The 19,718-nt window shown below is 74.4% G+C and carries 16 protein-coding genes and 1 pseudogene; 5 read left to right on the top strand and 12 right to left on the bottom strand.

What is annotated here, in order from left to right:
- Positions 1–68 precede the first annotated feature (68 nt).
- The gene (locus JOF41_RS35720; protein ID WP_209623935.1) at positions 69–602 is read left to right on the top strand and encodes a hypothetical protein; all 534 of its coding nucleotides are present in this window, start codon (positions 69–71) and stop codon (positions 600–602) included.
- On the opposite strand, the gene JOF41_RS35715 is transcribed toward JOF41_RS35720, so the two are convergent.
- Positions 599–1,177 carry a TetR/AcrR family transcriptional regulator gene (locus JOF41_RS35715; RefSeq protein WP_189224532.1) on the bottom strand — a complete coding sequence of 193 codons (579 nt, stop codon included), beginning with the start codon at positions 1,175–1,177 and terminating at the stop codon, positions 599–601. The two genes, JOF41_RS35720 and JOF41_RS35715, sit on opposite strands and share 4 nt — an antisense overlap.
- 68 nt (positions 1,178–1,245) lie before the next feature.
- Between JOF41_RS35715 and JOF41_RS35710 the strand changes: the two genes are divergently transcribed.
- Positions 1,246–1,848, top strand: coding sequence for an NAD(P)H-dependent oxidoreductase (locus JOF41_RS35710; protein ID WP_209623934.1), 603 nt, complete (start codon positions 1,246–1,248; stop codon positions 1,846–1,848).
- Between the two features lie 4 nt (positions 1,849–1,852).
- On the opposite strand, the gene JOF41_RS35705 is transcribed toward JOF41_RS35710, so the two are convergent.
- Positions 1,853–2,602 carry an SDR family oxidoreductase gene (locus JOF41_RS35705; RefSeq protein WP_209623933.1) on the bottom strand — a complete coding sequence of 250 codons (750 nt, stop codon included), beginning with the start codon at positions 2,600–2,602 and terminating at the stop codon, positions 1,853–1,855.
- Between the two features lie 91 nt (positions 2,603–2,693).
- On the opposite strand from JOF41_RS35705, the gene JOF41_RS35700 reads away from it, so the two are divergent.
- Positions 2,694–3,305: a TetR/AcrR family transcriptional regulator gene (locus JOF41_RS35700; RefSeq protein ID WP_307867684.1), complete on the top strand. Its 612-nt coding sequence runs from the start codon at positions 2,694–2,696 to the stop codon at positions 3,303–3,305.
- Positions 3,306–3,341: 36 nt separating this feature from the next.
- Here the strand turns inward: JOF41_RS35700 and JOF41_RS35695 are convergent, their stop codons facing one another.
- The 3 genes and pseudogenes from JOF41_RS35695 to JOF41_RS35685 all read right to left on the bottom strand — a co-directional run bounded on the left by JOF41_RS35695 (position 3,342) and on the right by JOF41_RS35685 (position 8,059).
- On the bottom strand, positions 3,342–6,806 hold the full coding sequence (locus JOF41_RS35695) for an ATP-dependent DNA helicase (RefSeq protein WP_209623931.1): 3,465 nt from the start codon (positions 6,804–6,806) through the stop codon (positions 3,342–3,344).
- A 75-nt stretch (positions 6,807–6,881) separates the two neighbouring features.
- Positions 6,882–7,031 (bottom strand): annotated as a pseudogene (locus JOF41_RS35690) (DUF397 domain-containing protein); the annotation flags it as partial.
- 296 nt (positions 7,032–7,327) lie between these two features.
- A complete protein-coding gene (locus JOF41_RS35685) occupies positions 7,328–8,059 on the bottom strand; it encodes an SDR family oxidoreductase (protein WP_189224527.1) in 732 nt (243 codons plus the stop codon).
- 70 nt (positions 8,060–8,129) lie between these two features.
- Between JOF41_RS35685 and JOF41_RS35680 the strand changes: the two genes are divergently transcribed.
- On the top strand, positions 8,130–8,987 hold the full coding sequence (locus JOF41_RS35680) for a LysR family transcriptional regulator (protein WP_209623929.1): 858 nt from the start codon (positions 8,130–8,132) through the stop codon (positions 8,985–8,987).
- Between the two features lie 282 nt (positions 8,988–9,269).
- On the opposite strand, the gene JOF41_RS35675 is transcribed toward JOF41_RS35680, so the two are convergent.
- On the bottom strand, positions 9,270–12,440 hold the full coding sequence (locus tag JOF41_RS35675) for an ATP-dependent helicase (protein ID WP_209623928.1): 3,171 nt from the start codon (positions 12,438–12,440) through the stop codon (positions 9,270–9,272).
- Between the two features lie 56 nt (positions 12,441–12,496).
- Here JOF41_RS35675 and JOF41_RS35670 point away from each other — a divergent pair, with 56 nt between their 5' ends.
- Entirely contained in the window at positions 12,497–12,823 is a 327-nt protein-coding gene (locus JOF41_RS35670) for an MGMT family protein (RefSeq protein WP_189224524.1), read from the top strand.
- On the opposite strand, the gene JOF41_RS35665 is transcribed toward JOF41_RS35670, so the two are convergent.
- From JOF41_RS35665 to JOF41_RS35640, 6 genes are all read right to left on the bottom strand, one after another.
- Positions 12,786–13,175: a tetratricopeptide repeat protein gene (locus JOF41_RS35665; RefSeq protein WP_189224523.1), complete on the bottom strand. Its 390-nt coding sequence runs from the start codon at positions 13,173–13,175 to the stop codon at positions 12,786–12,788. The two genes, JOF41_RS35670 and JOF41_RS35665, sit on opposite strands and share 38 nt — an antisense overlap.
- 431 nt (positions 13,176–13,606) lie before the next feature.
- Positions 13,607–14,272 (bottom strand): sirohydrochlorin chelatase, encoded by a 666-nt coding sequence (locus JOF41_RS38045; protein WP_189224522.1) that lies wholly within the window; start codon positions 14,270–14,272, stop codon positions 13,607–13,609.
- Positions 14,269–15,387, bottom strand: coding sequence for a uroporphyrinogen-III synthase (locus JOF41_RS35655; protein ID WP_209623927.1), 1,119 nt, complete (start codon positions 15,385–15,387; stop codon positions 14,269–14,271). The genes JOF41_RS38045 and JOF41_RS35655 overlap by 4 nt, the downstream gene beginning before the upstream one ends.
- On the bottom strand, positions 15,384–15,704 hold the full coding sequence (gene nirD / locus JOF41_RS35650; RefSeq protein WP_189224520.1) for a nitrite reductase small subunit NirD: 321 nt from the start codon (positions 15,702–15,704) through the stop codon (positions 15,384–15,386). The genes JOF41_RS35655 and nirD overlap by 4 nt, the downstream gene beginning before the upstream one ends.
- A complete protein-coding gene (nirB, locus tag JOF41_RS35645) occupies positions 15,701–18,199 on the bottom strand; it encodes a nitrite reductase large subunit NirB (RefSeq protein WP_209623926.1) in 2,499 nt (832 codons plus the stop codon). The genes nirD and nirB overlap by 4 nt, the downstream gene beginning before the upstream one ends.
- 123 nt (positions 18,200–18,322) lie before the next feature.
- A complete protein-coding gene (locus JOF41_RS35640; RefSeq protein ID WP_209623925.1) occupies positions 18,323–19,675 on the bottom strand; it encodes an MFS transporter in 1,353 nt (450 codons plus the stop codon).
- Positions 19,676–19,718 lie beyond the last annotated feature (43 nt).

The raw sequence follows: 19,718 nt of genomic DNA, 5'->3' as shown, positions 1-19,718 counted from the left end.
GCCGGGGTGAACACCCTGCGCGAACCCAACACTGTTGTTGACCCCACAACCAGCTCTAGGATGCCCGAGTGCAACCGCTCCTCCACCACGCCGCGACGGCACTGGGCTGGCAGGGCATCGTCGTCCCCGACGTCGCCGTGCTGGGCCACCAGGTCTCCGCGGTCGTGCGGGTCCGCACCGACGTGCACGAGTGGCGCAGCGCGAACGGCTGGCCCCCGCACGCGGACCCGTCCTGGTTCCGCTCGTGGTTCGAGCCGAACGCGCACGACCGGCTGCCGGTGGCCGCGGTCGACCTGGTCGGCGTGCTGGTCGGCGAGTCGACGGTGGACCGGGCGCTGCAGTCGTGCGGGACGCTGATGACGCTGGCCCCGTGCTCGGTGGTGCTGCCCGCGCCGCAGGGCTCGTCGTGGCCGCTGATCGAGCTGGACTACTACGGCATCGGCGTGGTGTCGGTGGACGGCGCGGGCGCGGCCGAGCTGCTGGTGCCGCCGGAGGACCGGTCGACCGAGTTCGGCCCGTCGCTGTTCGGCCGCTGGCTGCTGGAGGTCCTCTACGAGCGGGTCCTCAAGGGAGTCCCGCACCAGGCGGGCGTGACCACCTAGGGCGCGCGGCCGACCAGGCCGCGCAGCACCGCGGCGGTGGTCGACCGGGCCAGTTCGGGGCCGATCTCGCCACGGGCGGCGGCTTGGCCCAGCGCGTCCGCCGCGCCCAGGAACGCGATCGCCGCCGCCTCGTCCAGGTCGGCGTCGGCGTCGGCCTCGTGGATGGCCCGGCGGCACAGGTCCAGGTAGTGCCGCTCGGACTCCCGCCTGGCCCGCTCCAGCTCCGGCGTGCCGACCAGCGCGGCCAGCACCCCGCCGAGCTCGACGCCCTGGGAGACCGCGCACGCCACGTGCGCCGCCGCGATCGCCTCGACCCGCTGCCGCACGTCCGGCGGGGTGCGCTCCAGCGCGGCGCGCAGGTCGGCGATCTGCCTCCGGTCGAAGTCCTCGTACAGCGAGAGCAGCAGCGCCGCGCGCGACGGGAAGTGGTCGTAGACCACCGGTTTGGAGATCCCCGCCCGCTCCGCCAGTCGCCCGAGGGTGAGCGCGTCCGCGCCTTCGGTGGCGATCACGTCGCGGGCCACGCCGACGAGTTGGGCACGCCGGTCCGCGCTGGAAAGCCTTCGCCCGCTCATCCCCGGAGTCTCCCATCAAGCGTAAGCTACGGTTAGTAGGTTATCCCATCAGGTGAACGGAGCTGTCCATGCACGCCCTGCTGGTCGTCGCCCACCCCGAGCCCCGCTCCCTCACGCACCACGTCGTCGACCGGCTCAAGGCGGCGCTGCACCCCGTGCCGACCGAGGTGGCCGACCTGGCCGCAGAGGGGTTCGACCCCCGCTTCACCCTGGCCGACCGCCGCTCCTACCAGGAGGGCGCCCCCTACCCGCCCGAGATCGCCGCCGAGCACCGCCGCCTGGACCGCGCCACCGACCTCGTGCTGGTCTTCCCGGTGTACTGGTGGTCGATGCCCGCGCTGCTGAAGGGCTGGATCGACCGCGTCTTCATCAACGGCTGGGCCTTCGAGCACTCCCCGGCCACAGGCCTGCGGCCGAAGCTCCAAGCGCTCACCACGCACCTGCTGCCCATCGCGGGCGACGACCACGGCTCGTACGAGCGCCACGGGTACGAGAAGGCGCTGCGGACGCAGATCGAGCACGGGATCATCGACTACTGCGGCAGCAGGCGCGGCGCCACGGCGTTCATCCACGAGTCCGAGCAGGACTCCCCCGAGGCCACGGCGCGTCGCGTCGACCGCGCGGTGCGGGTCGTCAGCGAAGCCGTCCACGCGCGCCTGACCGTCGGGTAGCGGGTCAGAGCTGGTTCGCGCCCCCGTCCACGTAGAGGTTGGCGCCCAGCACGAAGCTGCTGTCGGCGGAGGCGAGGAAGGCCACCGCGGCGGCCACCTCCTCCGGACGCCCCATCCGGCCGATCGGCACCTCGGCGCCCTGCTTGGCCTTGTAGGCCGCCGCGTTCTCCTCGCCCACCAGCTCGGTGACCCCCGAGGTGTCGATCGGCCCCGGCGAGACGGCGTTGACCCGGACGCCCCGGCCCTTGAGCTCGTTGGCCCAGGTCCGCACGAAGGACCGCAGGGCGGCCTTGGACGCCGCGTACGCGCCGAACGCCGCCGCGCCCTTGTCGACGGTGGTGGAGGCGTTCACGATCACCGACGCGCCCTCGTTGAGCAGCGGCAGCGCCTTCTGCACGGTGAACACCGTGCCCCGGACGTTGACGCCGAAGACCCGGTCGAAGTCCTCCCCGGTGAGCTGCTCCAGCGTCGCGAACGACGCGGTGGCCGCGTTGGCGAACAGCACGTCCAGGCCCCGCCCCCGGTCGCGGACCGCGTCGTAGAGCCGGTCGAGGTCGGCCGGGTCGGTGATGTCACCGGGCACGGCGGTGACCGCCGGGCCGATGAGCTCGGCGGCCTCCTCCAGCTCGGCCTCGCGCCTGCCGGTGATGAACACGTGCGCGCCCTCGGCGACCAGTCGCGCGGCGGTGGCCCGGCCGATCCCCCGCGTGCCGCCGCCGGTGACGACGGCCGTCTTGCCTGCCAGCTTTCCCATTCCGACCTCCGCATTGTTCGGTACCGACCGGTACTGAAGTTGACCGTACCAGTTCCGGACCGGCCGGTACCGAAGGGGTAGGATGGGTGCCGTGGACGTCACGCGGAAGAGCGCGCTCGGCAGGCCGAGGAGCTTCGACGCCGACGAAGCCCTGGGGCGGGCCATGGTGGTCTTCTGGGAGCAGGGCTACGAAGGCGCCAGCCTGACCGACCTGACCAGCGCCATGGGCATCACCAAGACGAGCATGTACGCGGCTTTCGGCAACAAGGAGGAGCTGTTCCGGAAGGCCCTGCGGCGCTACGCCGAAGGCCCCGCCTCCTACGTGGCCGAGGCGCTGGCGCGGCCGACCGCCCTGGAGGTGGTCGAGGCGTTCCTCACCGGCGCGGTCGAGACCAGCACCCGCCCCGGCTGCCCCGCCGGGTGCCTGAGCGTCCAGGGCTCGCTGGCCGCCGGTGAAGCCGGGCGGCCCGCCCGCGACGTGCTGATCGCCTGGCGCGAGGAGTGCCGCGCCTACCTGCGCGACCGGTTCCGGCGAGCCGTCGACGAAGGCGACCTGCCTCCGGACACCGATCCGGAGCTGCTCGCCCGGTACGTCATGACCGTGGCGAACGGCATCGCCGTGCAAGCAGCGGGCGGCGCGGGCCGCGACGAGCTCCGGCAGGTCGCCGACCTGGCCATGCGGACCTGGCAGCCGGTGCGGTAGCCGCCGGTGTGGCAGCCGCCGGTGTGGCGGCGGGGATCAGGTCGGCACCGAGCGGATCAGGGCGCGCAGGCCGTCGGCGTCGAGCAGGTCCGCCGGGCGCAGCGTGAACCCGTGCCGCACGTAGTGGAACGCGGCCCGCACCTTCTCCACCGGCGAGCCGGACAACGCGGCCCACGCCAGCCGGTAGGCGGCCAGCTGCACCGACAGCGCGGGCAGCCGCTCCTCGTCCGGCACCCGGCCGGTCTTCCAGTCCACCACCGTCCACCCGCCGTCCGGGTCGGCGAACACCGCGTCCATCCGCCCGCGCACCGCGACCCCGTCCACCTCGGCCTCGAACGACACCTCGACGTCGTGCGGCGCGCGGTCGCCCCACTCGCTGGCCAGGAACGCCTCCTGCAACCGGCCCAGCTCGGAGTCCGGCGCGGCGTCCTCGTCGGCCGCGCCGGGCAGCTCGTCCAGATCCAGCAGCCGGGCCATCCCGAACCGCTGCTCCAGCCAGGTGTGGAACGCCGTGCCGCGACGCGCCAGCGGGTTCGGCGGGAACGGCAGCGGCCTGCGCAGCCCGCGCGCCAACCGCTCCGGGTCGGCGGCCAGCTCCACCAGCTGGCTCACCGACAGGTGCTCGGGCAGCACGACCCGCTCCCGGCGGTCCGCGGCGGCGGCCCGCTCGGCCAGCAGGACCTCCACGTCCCGCGCCCAGCCCTCGGGGTCCTCGTCCTCCTCGGCGGGCTCGGCCGGGCCGGGCTCCTCCGGCTCGGGGGGCAGCCAGTCGTCCGGCTCGTCGGGCTCCTCGGGGGGCGGCACGTCGTACTCGTCCGGCGGTTCCGGCGGCAGCTCCGCGTAGTCCTGCACGGCGAGCGGCTCAGCCCGCGCGACCTCCTGCGTGACCTCTGCTGCGGCTTTCTGCGCTGCGGCTTCCCCGGCGGCGAGGTGGCGCTCCAACGCCGCCAGCACCAGCTCCGCCCCCTCGGTCACCGCGTCCCGCCGCTTGCCCAGCGGGTCGGCAGGCCACTCGGCCGTCTTCACCCGCGAGGCCAGCGGGTTCGGCTCGTCCTCGGCGGGCGGCGGGGCCCAGTGGGCGATGTCGGCGGGCGGGTGCTCGGCGGCCAGCACGGTCTCCCGCAGCTCGGTCAGGAACGCCGACGGCCCCTTGGGCCGGTCACCGGTCTCGGCCCACCAGTGGCCGGACACCAGCAGGCTGTGCTCGGACCGGGTCAGCGCCACGTACAGCAGCCGCCGCTCCTCCACCAGCCGCCGCTCCTCGAACTCCTCGGCGTGCAGGTCCAGCGCCCGCTCGACCTCCTTGCGGTCGCTGCCGCCGGGGATGCGCAGCTTGGGCAGGTCCGCCGCGTCGCCGCGCAGGTCGGCGGGCAGCTCGGTGACCGACTTGAGCCAGGAGGAGGACTTCTTCCGGCCGGGGAACACGTCCCTGACCACGTGCGGCAGCGCCACGATGTGCCACTCCAGCCCCTTGGCCGAGTGCATGGTCAGCACCTGGACCCGGTTCTCGGCCACCTCGACCTCGCCCGGCTCCAGCCCGTCCTCGGCCTGCTCGGCGGTGTGCAGGTAGTCCAGCAGCGCGGGCAGCGTCGCCGACGGGCTGGCCGCGGCGAAGTCCGACACCACGTCGGCGAACGCGTCCAGGTGCGCGCGGCCCACCCCGCCCGGCCGCGCCAGCGCCTCGATGTCCAGCAGCAGCGTGCGCTCCACGTCCGCCACCAGCTCCGGCAGCGGCTGCTCCAGCCTGCGCCGCAGCGCCGCCAGCTCGGCCCCCAGCCGCCGGATGCGGCGGTAGCCCTCGGCGGAGTAGGCGGTCGGGTCGCCGGGGTCGTCCAGCGCGTCGGCCAGGCCCGCCTGGTCGGCGTGCTCACCGGGCAGCGCGTCGGCCAGCACCGCCAGCGGGTCGTCGGCCACCGCCTGCCTGCTCGGCGCGCCCGCCAGCTCGCGGGCCCGCTGCCACAGCGCGGCCAGGTCGTAGGCGGCGACCCGCCAGCGCGAACCGGTCAGCAGCCGCGCGGCGGCGGTGCCCGCCAGCGGGTCGACCAGCACGCGCAGTGCGCTGACCAGGTCCCGCACCTCCGGCTCGTTGAGCAGCCCGCCCAGGCCCACCACCTCGACCGGCAGGCCGCGGTCGCGCAGCACCGCCGCGATGGCCGTCATGTCCGAGCGCCGCCGCACCAGCACCGCCGCCGTGGGCGGCTCGTCGCTGGTCTCCAGGTGCGCCTCCCACTGCCCGGCCACCATGTCCGCCAGCCACTCCAGCTCCTGGCGCACGTCGGAGAACAGCGCGATGCGCACGTCACCCGGCCCCGCGCCGTCCCGCGCGCGCAGCTCCTCCACGTCCAGCCCGGCCGCGCGCAGCGGCGCGGACACCGCGTTGGCCAGCGCCAGCACCTCCGGCGGGTTGCGGAAGCTGGTCAGCAGCCCGTACTTGCGGGCGGGCGGGAAGTCCTGCACGAACCGGGGCAGGTTGGCCGCGCTCGCGCCGCGCCAGCCGTAGATCGCCTGGGCCGGGTCGCCCACCGAGGTCACCGGCATCGGCTCGCCCCGCCCGAACAGCGACCGCAGCAGCACGCGCTGCGCGTGCCCGGTGTCCTGGTACTCGTCGAGCAGCACCGCGCCGTAGCGCTCCCGCTCGCCCTGCGCGACCTCCGGGTACTCCGCGGCCAGCCGCGCGGCCAGGCTCATCTGGTCGGCGAAGTCCATCGCCGCCTCGCGCCGCTTGCGCGTCTGGTACGCCTCCAGCAGCGGCAGCAGGTTCACCCGCAGCCGCTGCGCGGCGACGATCTCGCGCAGCTTCTCCGGCAGGGCGTCGCGCTGCCGCGCGGTGCGGGGCGCGGACTCGATGGTCCTGGTCAGCCACTCGGCGTGCGCGCGCAGCGCGGCGGGCTCGACCAGGTGCTCCCCCAGCTCGCCCGCGATGGCCAGCAGGTAACCGGTGACCGTGGCCGGGACCTTGTCGGTCTCGATGTCCTCCACCCACGTCGACACCACCCGGTGGGCCAGCTGCCAGGCCGCGGTCTCGGTCAGCAGCCGCACCCCCGGCTCCACCGGCAGCCGCAACCCGTGCTCGCCGACCAGCCGCCCGGCGTAGGCGTGGTAGGTCAGGATCACCGGTTCGGTGGTCAGCACCGCGGCGCGGCGCTCACCGCTGGGGTCCAGCCGGTCCAGCAGCGCCGACCCGGCCAGCCTGCGCAACCGCGCCCGCACCCGCTCGGCGAGCTGCCGGGCGGCCTTGCGGGTGAAGGTCAGGCCCAGCACCCGGTCGGGCGTGACGAACCCGTTGGCGACCAGGTAGACCACCCGCGCGGCCATCGTCTCGGTCTTGCCCGCCCCCGCCCCCGCGACGACCAGCGCGGGCGCGGCGGGCGCGGCCACCACGGCGGCCTGCTCGGGCGTGGGCCTGGGCAGCCCCAGCGCCTCGGCGACCTCGAAAGGGCTGGCCAGAGCCGCGGGCTCACCCGCCGTCCGCGCACCGCCCGCCGCAACCACGTCGAGCATTCTCCGTTGCCGCTCCGCGACGCCTTCGGCGACCCGCACACCGGCACTCACCGGTACCGGTCGATCACGCGCCGATCAGCGCGAGTCCGCCTCGACCCCGGCCTTGATCCCGACCCTGACCCCGATCTTGATCCCGGCGACGAACGCCGTGCAGGAGGCGGGCGGGAACACCAGCGTCCCGCCCGCGCGGTTCTCGCTGTCGCGCACGCCGACCGCCTCGGTGCCACCACCAGTCCGACGCGCCGTCCTGGACGACTTCTCCCCTCACAAGCACCCGAACGTCCGCGCGTGGGCCGCGGCGAGCCGAAGACCGGCTTTGCCCCGACTCACCCATCCGCGCCTGGGCCGAGTACCCGGCCAAGGCCGCCTGACGGTCCGCTACCCCTCCGTCGGCTGTTGCCGGGGCGGTCCGGCGGGTAACCCTGGCGTTGCGGCCCGTCGGGCGCCTGCGCGGTCTTCGGCTCGCCCATCCCGTCCGGGCGACCCCCAGCACCCCGCTCCCCGGTTCCCTGACAGGCAGCTCACCAGGGAACCGGGCCGTGCTCGTCGAAGAAGCCGCCGGTCGGCCCGTCATCGGGCAGCGTGGCGAGCCGGACGACCACGGCCGCCCCGTCGGCCGCGGTGCGGGTGAGGCCGGGGAACGCGGTGGTGAAGTCGGTCGCGCACGGCCCCGGATCGGCGGCGTTGACCAGGATGTCGCGGCTGCGCAGTTCCTTGGCGTACTGCACGGTCAGCGAGTTGAGCGCGGTCTTGGACGGGACGTACGCGGCCAACGGGGGCCGAGTTGTGAAGTAGTCCTCGGGATCGGTCATCCGGGCGATGGAGCCCAGTCCACTGCTGACGTTGACGATCCGGGCGGCGGAGGAGCGGGCGAGCAGCGGCAGCATCGCGGTGGTCACGCTGATCACGCCGAACACGTTGGTCTCGAACACCTCGCGCACAGCGGGCAGTTCGGCACCGCTGGGGCTCTGCGCGGCGAGGTCGCCGGAGATGCCCGCGTTGTTGACCAGGATGTCCAGCCGGCCGAAGCGCTCCTCGATCCAGCGGGCGGCGGACAGGACGCTGGCGCGGTCGGTGACGTCCAGGGTGACCGGGTGCACCCGCGGGCCCAGGTCGGCTGCGGCTGCCGCACCGCGGCGCGGGTCCCGCGAGGCCAGCAGGACGTTCGCGCCGAGCGAGGCGAGCCGGGCCGCGACCTCGCGCCCGATGCCCTTGTTGGCACCGGTGACCAGGGCGATCGTGGTTTCTGTCATGCGTTCAGCCCACCACGGGGACGGCCGGGAGTTCCAACACCGACCAGGTGCGCGACGATACCGTGCGGGTATGGAAAGGCTGGAGGTCCGCGAGCTCGTCTACTTCACCGCTGTCGCCGAAGAACTGCACTTCGGTCGGGCGGCCGCCCGGCTGGGGATGACCCAACCGCCGCTCTCCCGCGCCATCCAGCAGCTCGAACGACGGCTGGGCGTAGCCCTGCTGGAACGTGGCAGTCGCCGGGTCGCGCTGACCGAGGCGGGGGCCGTCCTGCTCCGCGAGAGCCGTGCCGTGCTCGACGCCGCGTCGGCCGCGGCGCGCCGCACCCAGCGGGCAGGCCGCGCCGACCCGCGTCTGGTCCTGGTCATCAAGCCGGGCGGCGACGGTGGCCTGCTGCCCGCGATCCTCGACGCCTACCAGGCTGAGCCGGGTGCGCTGCCGGTCGAGCTGGTGTGCAGCTTCGGCGAGCGTGAGATCCTCCTGCGGGAGGGCCGTGCCGACGCCGCCCTGCTCCACCGCCCCCGCCACGACCTCACCGGCCTGGACACCCAGGACCTCATGACCGAGACTCAACTCCTCGTGATGCCGAGTTCGCATCGCCTCGCGGGCCGTACCCGCGTCTGCCTGGACGACCTCGCCGGGGAGCCCCTGCCGCGCTGGCCGGGCGCATCCGAGGGTGGCTCACACGGGCCCGAGGTCCACGACCTCGGGCAGCTTCTCCACCTCATCGCCTTGGGCCGCATGGTCGCCGTCCTCCCCTCCTCCATCCGCGACCAGCTCCGCGCCGACCTGGTCGCCGTCCCAGTCGACGATGCCGAGCCGACCACGCTCGTCCTCGCCTGGCCCGAGCACGCCACCTCCCCGGCCCTGGCCGCCTTCGTCCGCGCGGCCGCCGCCGTGGCGGGCAAGGCGACGGGCCACGGCGGGTAGAGCGGGCGGACACGCGGGGTGGGAGGCGCCCTCGCCCATGCTCGCGGGCGCCGGACGGCGAACCGATTACGCGGTCGACAACCCGAGCCAGGCCACTGGTCACCGAGAGCTGCCGACGGTGCCGGGGTCCTCTCCTCCGACAGGTCGATGCGCGCCACGACCGAGAACGCGGAATCAGCCTTGAGGTCCGTCAACACCACCGAGGGAATCGAAGGACGCCCGGTGCGGACCGGTCGACAGCGGAACCCCGCTCGCCGGGACGCACCCCGGCGAGCGGGGCGGTCACTCGCTGACCTGGCGGCCCGCGGCGTGGATGGGGCACGAGGTGCGGGCCGGGCACCGGTCGCAGTCGCCGTTCTCCTCGGCCCGGTAGACCGGCCCGACGCTGGACCCGGCGGCGGCCTGCACCGCCTCCAGCCACACCCGCACGCCCTGCTCGTCCAGCGGCGCCTGCTCCAGCTCGGTCGCCCCGGTCTTCTTGTTCTCCTTGGCCACGTACAGCAGCCGCGCGCCGCCGGGATCGGTGCCCAGCCCGAGGTGGGTGAACCCGCCCAGCGCCGTCGCCAGCTGGTACACCGCGAGCTGCGGGTGCTGCCGCGCCTCCTCGCGGGTCACCGGGTTCTTGCCGGTCTTGATGTCCACCACCACCGGCCGCCCCTCGCGGTCGGTCTCCAGCCGGTCCACCCGGCCGCGCACGCGCAGCCAGGGGCTGCCGTCCCGCTTGGGCAGCTCCACCGAGATGTCGTGCTCCACGGCGACCTGGGTGAGCTGGTCGCGGCTGGCCGCCAGCCAGGTGAGGAACGTGTCGAGCATCCGCTCCACGCGCATCCGCTCGCGCCGGGAGAACCACGGCGCGCCCGCGTCCACCGCGGCCCACGCCTCCTCCAGCTTGACCCGCAGCTCCTTCTCGTTCGCGCCGCTGGCGGCGGCCTGCGCCAGCGCGTGCACGAGCGTGCCGGTGATCGAGGACAGCTCCGCCGGGTCCTGCCCGCCGTGCCGCTCCACCACCCACCGCAGCGGGCACTTCGACAGCACCTCCACTGTGGACGGTGACACGCTGACCGTGTGCTCCTCGGTCCACAGTGGATCGTCGGTGGTCACCGGGGCCAAGCCGTACCAGGAGTCCGGGTGCGCGCCGGGCACGCCCGCGGCGGCGAGGCGGGCCAGCTGCGCGGCCGCGCGCGACCGCCGGGACGCGGACTCGTCCGGGTCGCACACCACCCGCCGCAGCTCGCCCACCAGCTCGGCCAGCACCAGGCCGCGCTGCGGCGTGAAGGTCGGCCGCTCGGTCTCCACCGAGCCCAGGTCCTCCAGCTCGTCGAGGAACCGCGACGGCTGCTCGTCCTCCCCGCGCACCGCGCTGACCAGCAGCGCCCGCCGGGCCCGGCTGGCGGCGACCAGCAGCAGCCTGCGCTCCTCGGCCAGCAGCGGCGCGATCGCCGAGACGCGGTCGGCCGGACCCACCCCGGACACCACGTCCACCATCCGCTCCACGCCCAGCAGCGACCCGCGCAGCCGCAGGTCCGGCCAGCTGCCCTCCTGCACGCCGGGCACCGCCACCACGGTCCACTCGCGGCCCGCCGAGGCGTGCGCGGTCAGCACCGACACGGCCTCGCCGACCGGCGCCGACGCGGCCAGCGTGTCCCCCACGATCTGCTGCGCGGCCAGGTAGTCGGTGAACTCGGCCACGCCCGAGCCGGGCAGCCGGTCCACGTACTTGGCCGCCGCCTCGAACAGCCCGACGATCGCGTCCAGGTCCCGGTCGGCCTGCGTCCCGGCGGTGCCGCCCCTGGCCGACACCGCCGTCCAGCGCGACTCCAGGCCGGTGGCCCGCCACAGCTCCCAGAGCACCTGCTCGACGCTCAGGCCCTCGGCGATCGCCTCGCGCGCCTTGCGGATCAGGCCCGCGACGCGCCGCGCGGGCTGCGCCTCGGCGTCCTCCAGCGCGGCCAGCCTGTCCTCGGACTCCAGCACCTCGACCAGCAGCTCACCGCTGGAGCGGTCGCGCCCGGCGGCCATCTCCAGCCTGCGCAGGCCGCGCCGCAACCGGCGCAGCGCCAACGGGTCCGCGCCGCCCAGCGGGGACGACAGCAGCATCGCCGCGGTGTCCTCGTCCAGCGATCCCGGCACCGCCGCGCAGCGCAGCACCGCCAGGAAAGGCACCACCGCGGGCTGCTGGGCCAGCGGCAGCTCGTCGGACAGCACCGCCACCGGCACGCCCGCGGCGAGCAGGGCGCGCTGCAGCACCGGCAGCGACCGGGTCGCCGACCGGGCCACCACGGCCATCTCCGACCACGGGATCTCGTCGATCAGGTGCGCGCGCCGCAGCTGGTCGGCCACCCAGGCGGCCTCCTGCGCGGCGGAGGCGAACACCCGCACCTGCACGCTGCCCCGCCCGGCGGCCTCGGCCACGTCGCGGGTGGGCGACGCGCCGGGCAGCCGGGCTGCCAGCCCGCGCACAGCGGTGCGCACCTCGGCGGTCATCCGGTGGCCCTGGGTGAGCACGACGGTGGGCCCGGAGGCGTCGGCCAGCAGGGACGGATCGGCCCCCCGGAAGGAGAACACCGCCTGGTCCGGATCGCCCACCAGCAGGAACTCCTGCGCGGCGGAGCCGAGCACGCGGATCAGCGCGTGCTGCAACGGGTCCAGGTGCTGGGCGTCGTCGACGATCACGTGCCGCACCCGCCGCCGCTCGGACTCCAGCAGCTCCGGATCGGTCTCCAAGGCCAGCAGGGCGCTGCCGATCAGCTCGGCGGCGTCATAGGCGGGAGCCACGCCCTGCGCGGCCAGCAGGGACACCTGCTCGTACTGCGCGCCGAAACCGCCCGCGGCGACCCACTCCGCGCGGCCGTGCTGCTCGCCCAGCTCGATCAGGTCCTCGGGGGCCAGGCCGCGCTCCGTGGCGCGCAGCAGCAGGTCCCGCAGCTCCGCGGCGAACCCCGGCAGCGGCAGCGCGGGCCGCAGCCGCTCCGGCCAGCCCCGCGCGCCGGAGTCCACGTCACCGGCCAGCAGCTCGCGCACCAGCACGTCCTGCTCCGGCCCGGACAGCAGCCGGGGCGCGGGCTCGCCCAGCAGCGCCGCCTGCGCGCGCAGCACCGCGAAGGCGTACGAGTGGACCGTGCGGACCAGCGGTTCGCGCACGGTGGGCAGCAGCTCGCCCTCGTCGTCGCGGCGGACCAGCCGGGTGATCCGGGCGCGCATCGCCTCGGCGGCACGCCGGTTGGCGGTCAGCACCAGCACGCTCTCCGGGTCCGCGCCCCCGCGCAGCACCCGGTCCGCGACCACGTCCGCGATCAGCGTGGTCTTGCCGGTGCCCGGACCGCCCAGCACCCGCAGGAACCCGCCGGCGTGGTCCAGGACCCGCCGCGCGGCCGCGTCCCACTGCGGCCGGGGGCGGATCTCCGGCGGCCTGCGGATCAGAAGGGGGGTTCTGGTCGCTGCCACGCGGGGCATCGAACCATGCCGCCCGCTGCGGCGGCGTTCCGGCTACGTCGTGGAAAGCTGTGCGCGTGGACGAACAGTTGCACGAGATGGTCCGCGAGGTCGTGCGGTCGATCCCCCGTGGCCGGGTCGCCACCTACGGCGACGTGGCCGAGCTGGCCAAGGCCCCGTCACCCCGGCTGGTCGGACAGGTGCTCAACCAGGACGGCCACGACCTGCCGTGGCACCGGGTCCTCCGGGCCAACGGCACGTGCGCGCCGCACATCGCCGACGAGCAGCTCCAGCGCCTGCGCGAGGAGGGCGTCGTCGACGACGGCGGCAAGGTCGACCTGCGCACCTACCGGTGGGAGGAAGCGGTCAAGGAGCCCGCGGCGGAGCCTCCGGGCCTGTGGTGACGCGGGCCTGGACCTTGGTCACCTCGGCCTGGACCTCGGGGTCGCGGGTCAGCGCGGCGGCCAGCTTCAGCTGGGGCAGCGCCTCGGCGTGCCTGCTCTGCCTGCTCAGGGTGCGCCCGAGCAGCAGCCGGGCGTAGCCGTCGGAGGGGTCCAGCTCGACCAGCTCCCGCAGCACCGCCTCGGCCCGGCCCAGCGCGGCGGACTGGAAGTGCGCCAGCGCCAGCTCGGTCAGCACGGTGCGGTCCCCCGGCACGGCCTCGGCGGCCTCGGTGAGGTAGCGGGCGGCCCCGCTCGGGTCGCCCGCGGCCCGGAACCCCCGGCCGATGCGCAGCAGCTCCACGACGTCGGTCATGGCACTCTCCTCTCCTCCGCCGCCGCCGTCCTGACGGGCGGCACCCCCCTCAACCTAGTTGAACCCTCAACCATTCCCCCGTCCCTTCGCGAGTCGAACGCTCAGGTACCGCGAGTCGAACGCTCAGGTAGCGCGAGTTCGTCGTTGGGGTGCGTGGGGGTGCGTTCGCCGCGCGGCAGGTCGCCAAAGACGGCGCTCGCGGGACCCGCTGCGCGCGCCCCCCTGGTGCGTGGGCAAGTACTACCCGGCGGGGCTGGGAAGGGCGGTAACTACTACCCGAGGTGCGGCGGAAGCGCCGGTGAGGGCGCGAAAGTGCGGATCGGGGTGCGCGAATCGCGGGGGTGACACGCCCATGATCGGGTGGCACCGAGGGCGGGCGTGGCCGTCCTGAGCGTTGAATTCGGGGGTTCTGAGCGTTCGACTCGCGGGGGTCAGGCGACGTGTTGGTGGCAGCGGGCCTCGTAGTAGCGGAGGAGGACGGCCTCGACCACGCGCAGGTGGGCGCCGATGGGGGCGGACACCACGGCGGCGCCGGACTCGGCGACGACCCGGTGGAACAGGCCGGGGGCCAGCAGCCAGGACGCCACGGCCACCCGGCCGGGCAGGGACGCGACCACGTCGGCCACGCGCGGGGAGGCGGTGGCGGCGTAGCCCACGGCCACCGGGCCGACGCGGCGGGCCAGGGCGTCCGCGACCTGCCGCACGTCGGCCAGGGCGCGCGGGTCGGACGAGCCGGCGGCGGCCAGGACGACGGAGTCGCCCGCGCGCCAACCGGCCTCGCGCAGGCGTGCCACGAGGGCGGGCAGCAGCGCGGGGCCGATGGGGGCGGTCACCACCGCGTCGGGGTGGCCGGACGCGGCGACCTGGGCGGGGATGTCGACCCGCACGTGGTAGCCGGCGGCCAGGAAGGCGGGCACGACGACGGCCGGTCCGGACACCGAGGACAGCACCGAGGTCACGTCCGGCTGACGCACGTCCGCGTAGGCGACCCGGACGGGCACCCCGGCCAGCCGGGCGCGGACGAGCGCGGCGACCTCTTCCACGACGACGGCCCCGGCGGGGTCACGGGTGCCGTGCGCGACCAGGACCAGCGTCATACCGCCACCTCGGAGGGTTCCATGGCCAGCCGGTAACCCCGCTTGACCACGGTGGTCACCATCCTGGGTTCGCCCAGCGCCGTCCGCAGCCGCCCGATGGCCGTCTCCACGGCGTGCTCCTCGCCGCCTCCGGGCAGCGCGGCCAGCAGGTCCCGCCGGGACACCACCCGGCCGCGCGCGGCGGCCAGCACGCGCAGCACGGCCATCGGTGCGGGGGCGACGGGGCGCAGTTCGCCGTCGACCACGACGGCTTGGCCGCGCAGCTCGATCTCCCGGCCCGCGATGCGCAGCCGGGTGGCCCGCGCGGGCAGCGCCACGGCCAGTTCGCGCGCCAGCGCCCCCATGCGGGCCCGCACGGGCTGCGTGACGGGGATGCCCGCGGCGACCAGGGGGCCCGCGGTGATCGCGCCCACGCCGACCACCAGGACGTCCCGCTTGAGCAGCGCCACCAGCTCGTCGAACCGGCCCATCGCGCGGGCCGTGCGCAGCACGGAGGCCGCGGCGGGGGCGGAGGTGAACGCCAGCGCGTCCACCTGCCCGGCCAGCACGGCCTCCAGCAGGCGCTCCAGCGGCGCCGGGTCGGCGGGGCCGGTCCACCGGTACACCGGGACCTCGACGACCTCCGCGCCCGCCTCCCGCAGCGCGGCGGCGAAGTCCGGCAGGGGCTCGCCGTGCAGCTGGACGGCGATGCGCAGGCCGGCGACCCCGGAGCGCAGCAGGTGGTCCAGCAGTTCGGCGTTGCTCTCCGACTCCGGCGACCAGGCGTCCACCAGTCCGGCCGCGCGCACCGCGCCGCGCGCCTTGGGGCCGCGGGCCAGCACGCGCGCCGCGCCCAGCCGGGTCAGCAGCCGCGCACCCAGCCCCCAGCCCTCGGCGGCCTCGACCCAGCCCCGGAAGCCGATGCCGGTGGTGGCCACCACGACGTCCACCGGCTGCTCCACCAGCCGCCGGGTGGCGGCCAGCAGCTCCGCGTCGTCGGGCAGCGGCACGATCCGGATGGCGGGGCCGTGCAGCACGGTCGCGCCCTTGCGCTCCAGCAGGGCGGACAGCTCGTCGGCGCGGCGGGCGGCGGTCACCCCGACCGTGTACCCGGCCAGCGGTCCGACCTCGGTCACGGCGAGCCGACCTGGACGACGCCGTCGGCCACCCGCACCGGGTGCACGGGCACCGCGGTCCCCGGCTCGTCCAGGCACTTGCCGGTGCTCAGCTCGAACGCCTGCTTGTAGATCGGGGAGACGACCACGGGCACGCCGCCCCGGTCGCCGACGATGCCCCTGGAGAGCACGGCGGCGCCGCTGAACGGGTCGACGTTGCCCAGGGCGTGCACCGTCCCGTCGTGGGTCAGGAACACGGCCACCTGGGAGCCGTCGGGCAGCAGCGCGGCCACCCCGCGCTCCGGCTGGAGCGCGCTCAACTCGCACACGGGCGTCATTTGGCCACCTCCGGTATTCCCAAAAGTACGGGCACCTTCTGGCCCCGCTCCTCGCGGAAGGAGATCGTGGGGTCGGGCGTGCCGGGCGCGTTGACGAACGTGGTGAACCGGGCCAGCTTCTCCGGGTCCTCCAGCACGCCGCGCCACTCGTCGGCGTAGCTGTCGACGTGCTTGGCCATCGCGGCTTCCAGGTCGGCGCAGATGCCGAGGCTGTCGTCCACGATCACGGCGCGCAGGTGGTCCAGGCCGCCCTCCATCGCCTCGATCCACGCCGACGTGCGCTGCAGCCGGTCCGCGGTGCGGATGTAGAACATCAGGAAGCGGTCGATGAGCTTGATCAGCGTCTCGGTGTCCACGTCGGAGGCGAGCAGGTCCGCGTGCCGGGGCGTGAAGCCGCCGTTGCCGCCGACGTAGAGGTTCCAGCCGTTCTCGGTGGCGATGACGCCGAAGTCCTTGCCCCGCGCCTCGGCGCACTCGCGGGCGCAGCCGGACACCGCGGACTTGAGCTTGTGCGGCGAGCGCAGGCCCCGGTAGCGCAGCTCCAGCTCCACGGCCAGGCCCACCGAGTCCTGCACGCCGTAGCGGCACCACGTGGTGCCCACGCAGGACTTCACCGTGCGCAGCGCCTTGCCGTAGGCGTGGCCGGACTCGAACCCGGCGTCCACCAGGCGCTTCCAGATCCGCGGCAGCTGGTCCACGGTCGCGCCGAACAGGTCGATCCGCTGCCCGCCGGTGATCTTGGTGTAGAGCCCGAAGTCGCGCGCCACCTCGCCGATGACGATCAGCTTGTCCGGGGTGATCTCGCCGCCGGGGATGCGCGGCACCACCGAGTACGTGCCGTTGCGCTGGATGTTGGCCAGGAAGTGGTCGTTGGTGTCCTGCAGGGCGGCCTGCTCGCCCGCGAGCACGTGGCCGTTCTCCAGCGACGCCAGGATCGAGGCCACCGCGGGCTTGCACAGGTCGCAGCCGCGCCCCCGGCCGTGCCGGGAGATCAGCTCGCTGAAGGTGGTGATGCCGGTGGAGCGGACGATCTCGAACAGCTCGGCGCGGGAGTGGTCGAAGTGCTCGCACAGCGCCTTGGACTGCTCCACGCCGCACTCGGCGAGCAGCTTCTTCAGCATCGGCACGCACGAGCCGCAGCCGGTGCCCGCCTTGGTGCACGCCTTGATGCTCGGCACGTCCACCGCGTCGCCGGAGTCGACCACGTCGACGATCCGCTGCTTGGTCACCGCGTGGCAGGAGCACACCTGGGCGTCGTGCGGCAGCGACAGCTCCACGCCGCCCGCCGGGCCGATCAGCGCCACCGGGTCGCCGGGCACCGCGCGGCCCACCAGCGGGCGCAGCACCGGGTACTTGGAGGCGTCGCCGACCAGGATGCCGCCCAGCAGGGTCTTGGCGTCGTCGGAGACCACGACCTTGGCGTAGGTGCCCGCCACGGCGTCGTTGACCACGACCTCCAGCGCGCCCTCCTGCTTGGCGTGCGCGTCGCCGAAGCTGGCCACGTCCACGCCGAGCAGCTTGAGCTTGGTCGACAGGTCCGCGCCGGGGAACACCGCGGCCCCGCCCAGCAGCCGGTCGGCCACCACCTCGGCCATCGAGTAGCCGGGCGCGACCAGCCCGTAGACCATGCCGCCCAGGTTGGCGCACTCGCCGATGGCGTAGACGTGCTCGTCGGAGGTGCGGCACGCGTCGTCGACCAGCACGCCGCCGCGCTCGCCGACCGCCAGCCCGGCGGCGCGGGCCAGCTCGTCGCGGGGCCGGATGCCCGCGGAGAACACCACGACGTCCAGGTCCAGCTCGGTGCCGTTGGACAGCTTGGCGATCAGCCGGTCGCCGTCGCGCTCGATGGACGAGGCGGAGGTTCCGGTGTGGACGGTCAGGTCCAGCTTCTCCACCAGCCTGCGCAGCAGCCCCGCGCCGCCCTCGTCGACCTGCAGCGGCATCAGCCGCGGCCCCAGCTCGACCACGTGTGGCGAGATGCCCATGCCGCGCAGCGCGTTGGCCGCCTCCAGGCCGAGCAGGCCGCCGCCGAGCACCATGCCCGCGCGCCTGCCCGGCCGCTTGGCCGGGTCGTGCGCGGCCTCGACGGTGGCGCGGATGCCGTCCAGGTCCTCGATGGTGCGGTAGACGTGGCAGCCGGGCAGGTCGCGGCCGGGCACCGGGGGCACGAACGGCACCGAGCCGGTGGCCAGCACCAGCGCGTCGTAGGACCGCTCCACGCCCGAGGCGGTGCGCACCACCCGGCGCTCGCGGTCGATCTCGCGCACCGGGTCGCCCAGGCGCAGCTCCACCCGCTCGTCGTGCGGGGGCAGGGCGAGCGCGTCGGGGTTCCAGCTGTCCACGTAGGACGACAGGGCCACCCGGTCGTAGGCGGGGCGGCTCTCCTCGGCGAACACGACGACGTGCCACTGACCGGTGACGTCGCGCTCGCGCAGTGCTTCGACGAGGCGGTGCCCGACCATCCCGTGACCGATCACGACCAGCGTTCGCGTCATGAGAACCGTCCTCCCTCCTCCGCCTGGCTATGCTCACCAGGCTCCGTGTCGTGCCAAGGTCGTGGATGTTGCGCAGGCGTTAAACGACGCTCACGCCGCACTTCAGCCGGTGATGCGCCGGGTTCAGACGCCCGCGTGCGCCAGGCTCGGCACCCGCACGAACACCCTCCGCCGCAGGTAAAACCACCACGTGGTGGCCACGCACAGGCCGTAGAAGACCAGGAACGCGGTCAGCGCGGGCGTGAGCGTCTTCCCGCCCTCCAGCGAGAACTTGAACACCAGGTTGACCAGCACGCCGCCGAACGCGCCGACCGCGCCCGCGATGCCCACCACCGCCGCGGCCTGCCGCTTGGCCGCCTTCACGTCGTCGGACTGGGTGGCGAAGATGGCCGGGATCATCCGGTAGGTCGAGCCGTTGCCCACGCCCGCCAGCACGAACAGGGCGATGAACGAGCCGAAGAACAGCGCGAAGCTGCCCCGGTCCAGGCTCACCAGCACCCCGACGCTGCCCAGCGCCAGCCCCAGGAACGTCGCCAGCGTGACGCGGGCGCCGCCGAACCGGTCGGCCAGCCAGCCGCCGAACGGCCTGCTCACCGAGCCGATGAGGGCGCCGAGGAAAGCCAGCGCCACGAACCCCTTGTAGTCGGCGAAGCTGAGCTTGATCAGCGACGGGAAGGCGAACGAGAAGCCGATGAACGAGCCGAAGGTCCCGATGTAGAGGAACGACATCACCCACGTGTGCTTGTTGGTCAGCGCCAGCTTGTAGGAGGTGCCGTCCGGCTTGGCCTGGGTGAGGCTGTCCATGAACGACCACGCGCACGCGGTGGCCACGACGACGAACGGCATCCAGAACAGCGCGGCGTAGGCGAGGTTGACGCCCGTGCCGACGCTGATCACGATCGGCACCACCAGCTGCACCATGGCCACGCCGAGGTTGCCGCCCGCCGCGTTCAGGCCCAGCGCCAGGCCCTTCTTGCCCTCCGGGTAGAAGAACGAGATGTTGGCCATGGAGGAGGAGAAGTTGCCGCCGCCCAGGCCGGTCGCCGCCGCCGTGAGCAGGAAGAACCAGTACGGCGTGCCCGGTGTGCTCACCGCGTAGGCGAGCATCGCGCAGGGCAGCAGCAACGCCCCCGCGCTGAACGTGGTCCACGCCCGGCCGCCGAAGCGCGGCACCGCGAAGGTGTAGGGGATGCGCAGCACCGAGCCCACCAGGTTCGGCACGATCAGCAGCCAGAACGTCTGCCCCACGGTGAAGGAGAAGCCCACCTGGCCCAGGCTGACCACCACGATGCTCATCAGGCTCCACACCGTGAAGCCCAGGTTCTCCGCCAGGATCGAGAAGGCCAGGTTCTTGCGGGCGATCCGCTTGCCGGTGCGCTCCCAGAAGGCCGGGTCCTCGGGCTCCCAGTGCTCGATCCACCGCCCCGCCCGCCTGGTCTTCGGTTCGGCGCTCGCGGTTTCCACCACCGTGCTCATCGGACCTCCCGGACCTGTGGTTCTGGTTGCCGGAAACCTAGAA

The organism is Saccharothrix coeruleofusca, from assembly GCF_017876325.1.
Lineage (GTDB): Bacteria > Actinomycetota > Actinomycetes > Mycobacteriales > Pseudonocardiaceae > Actinosynnema > Actinosynnema coeruleofuscum.
The sequence above is the reverse complement of the archived record's forward strand: the minus strand, read 5'-3'. Positions and strand labels throughout refer to the sequence as shown.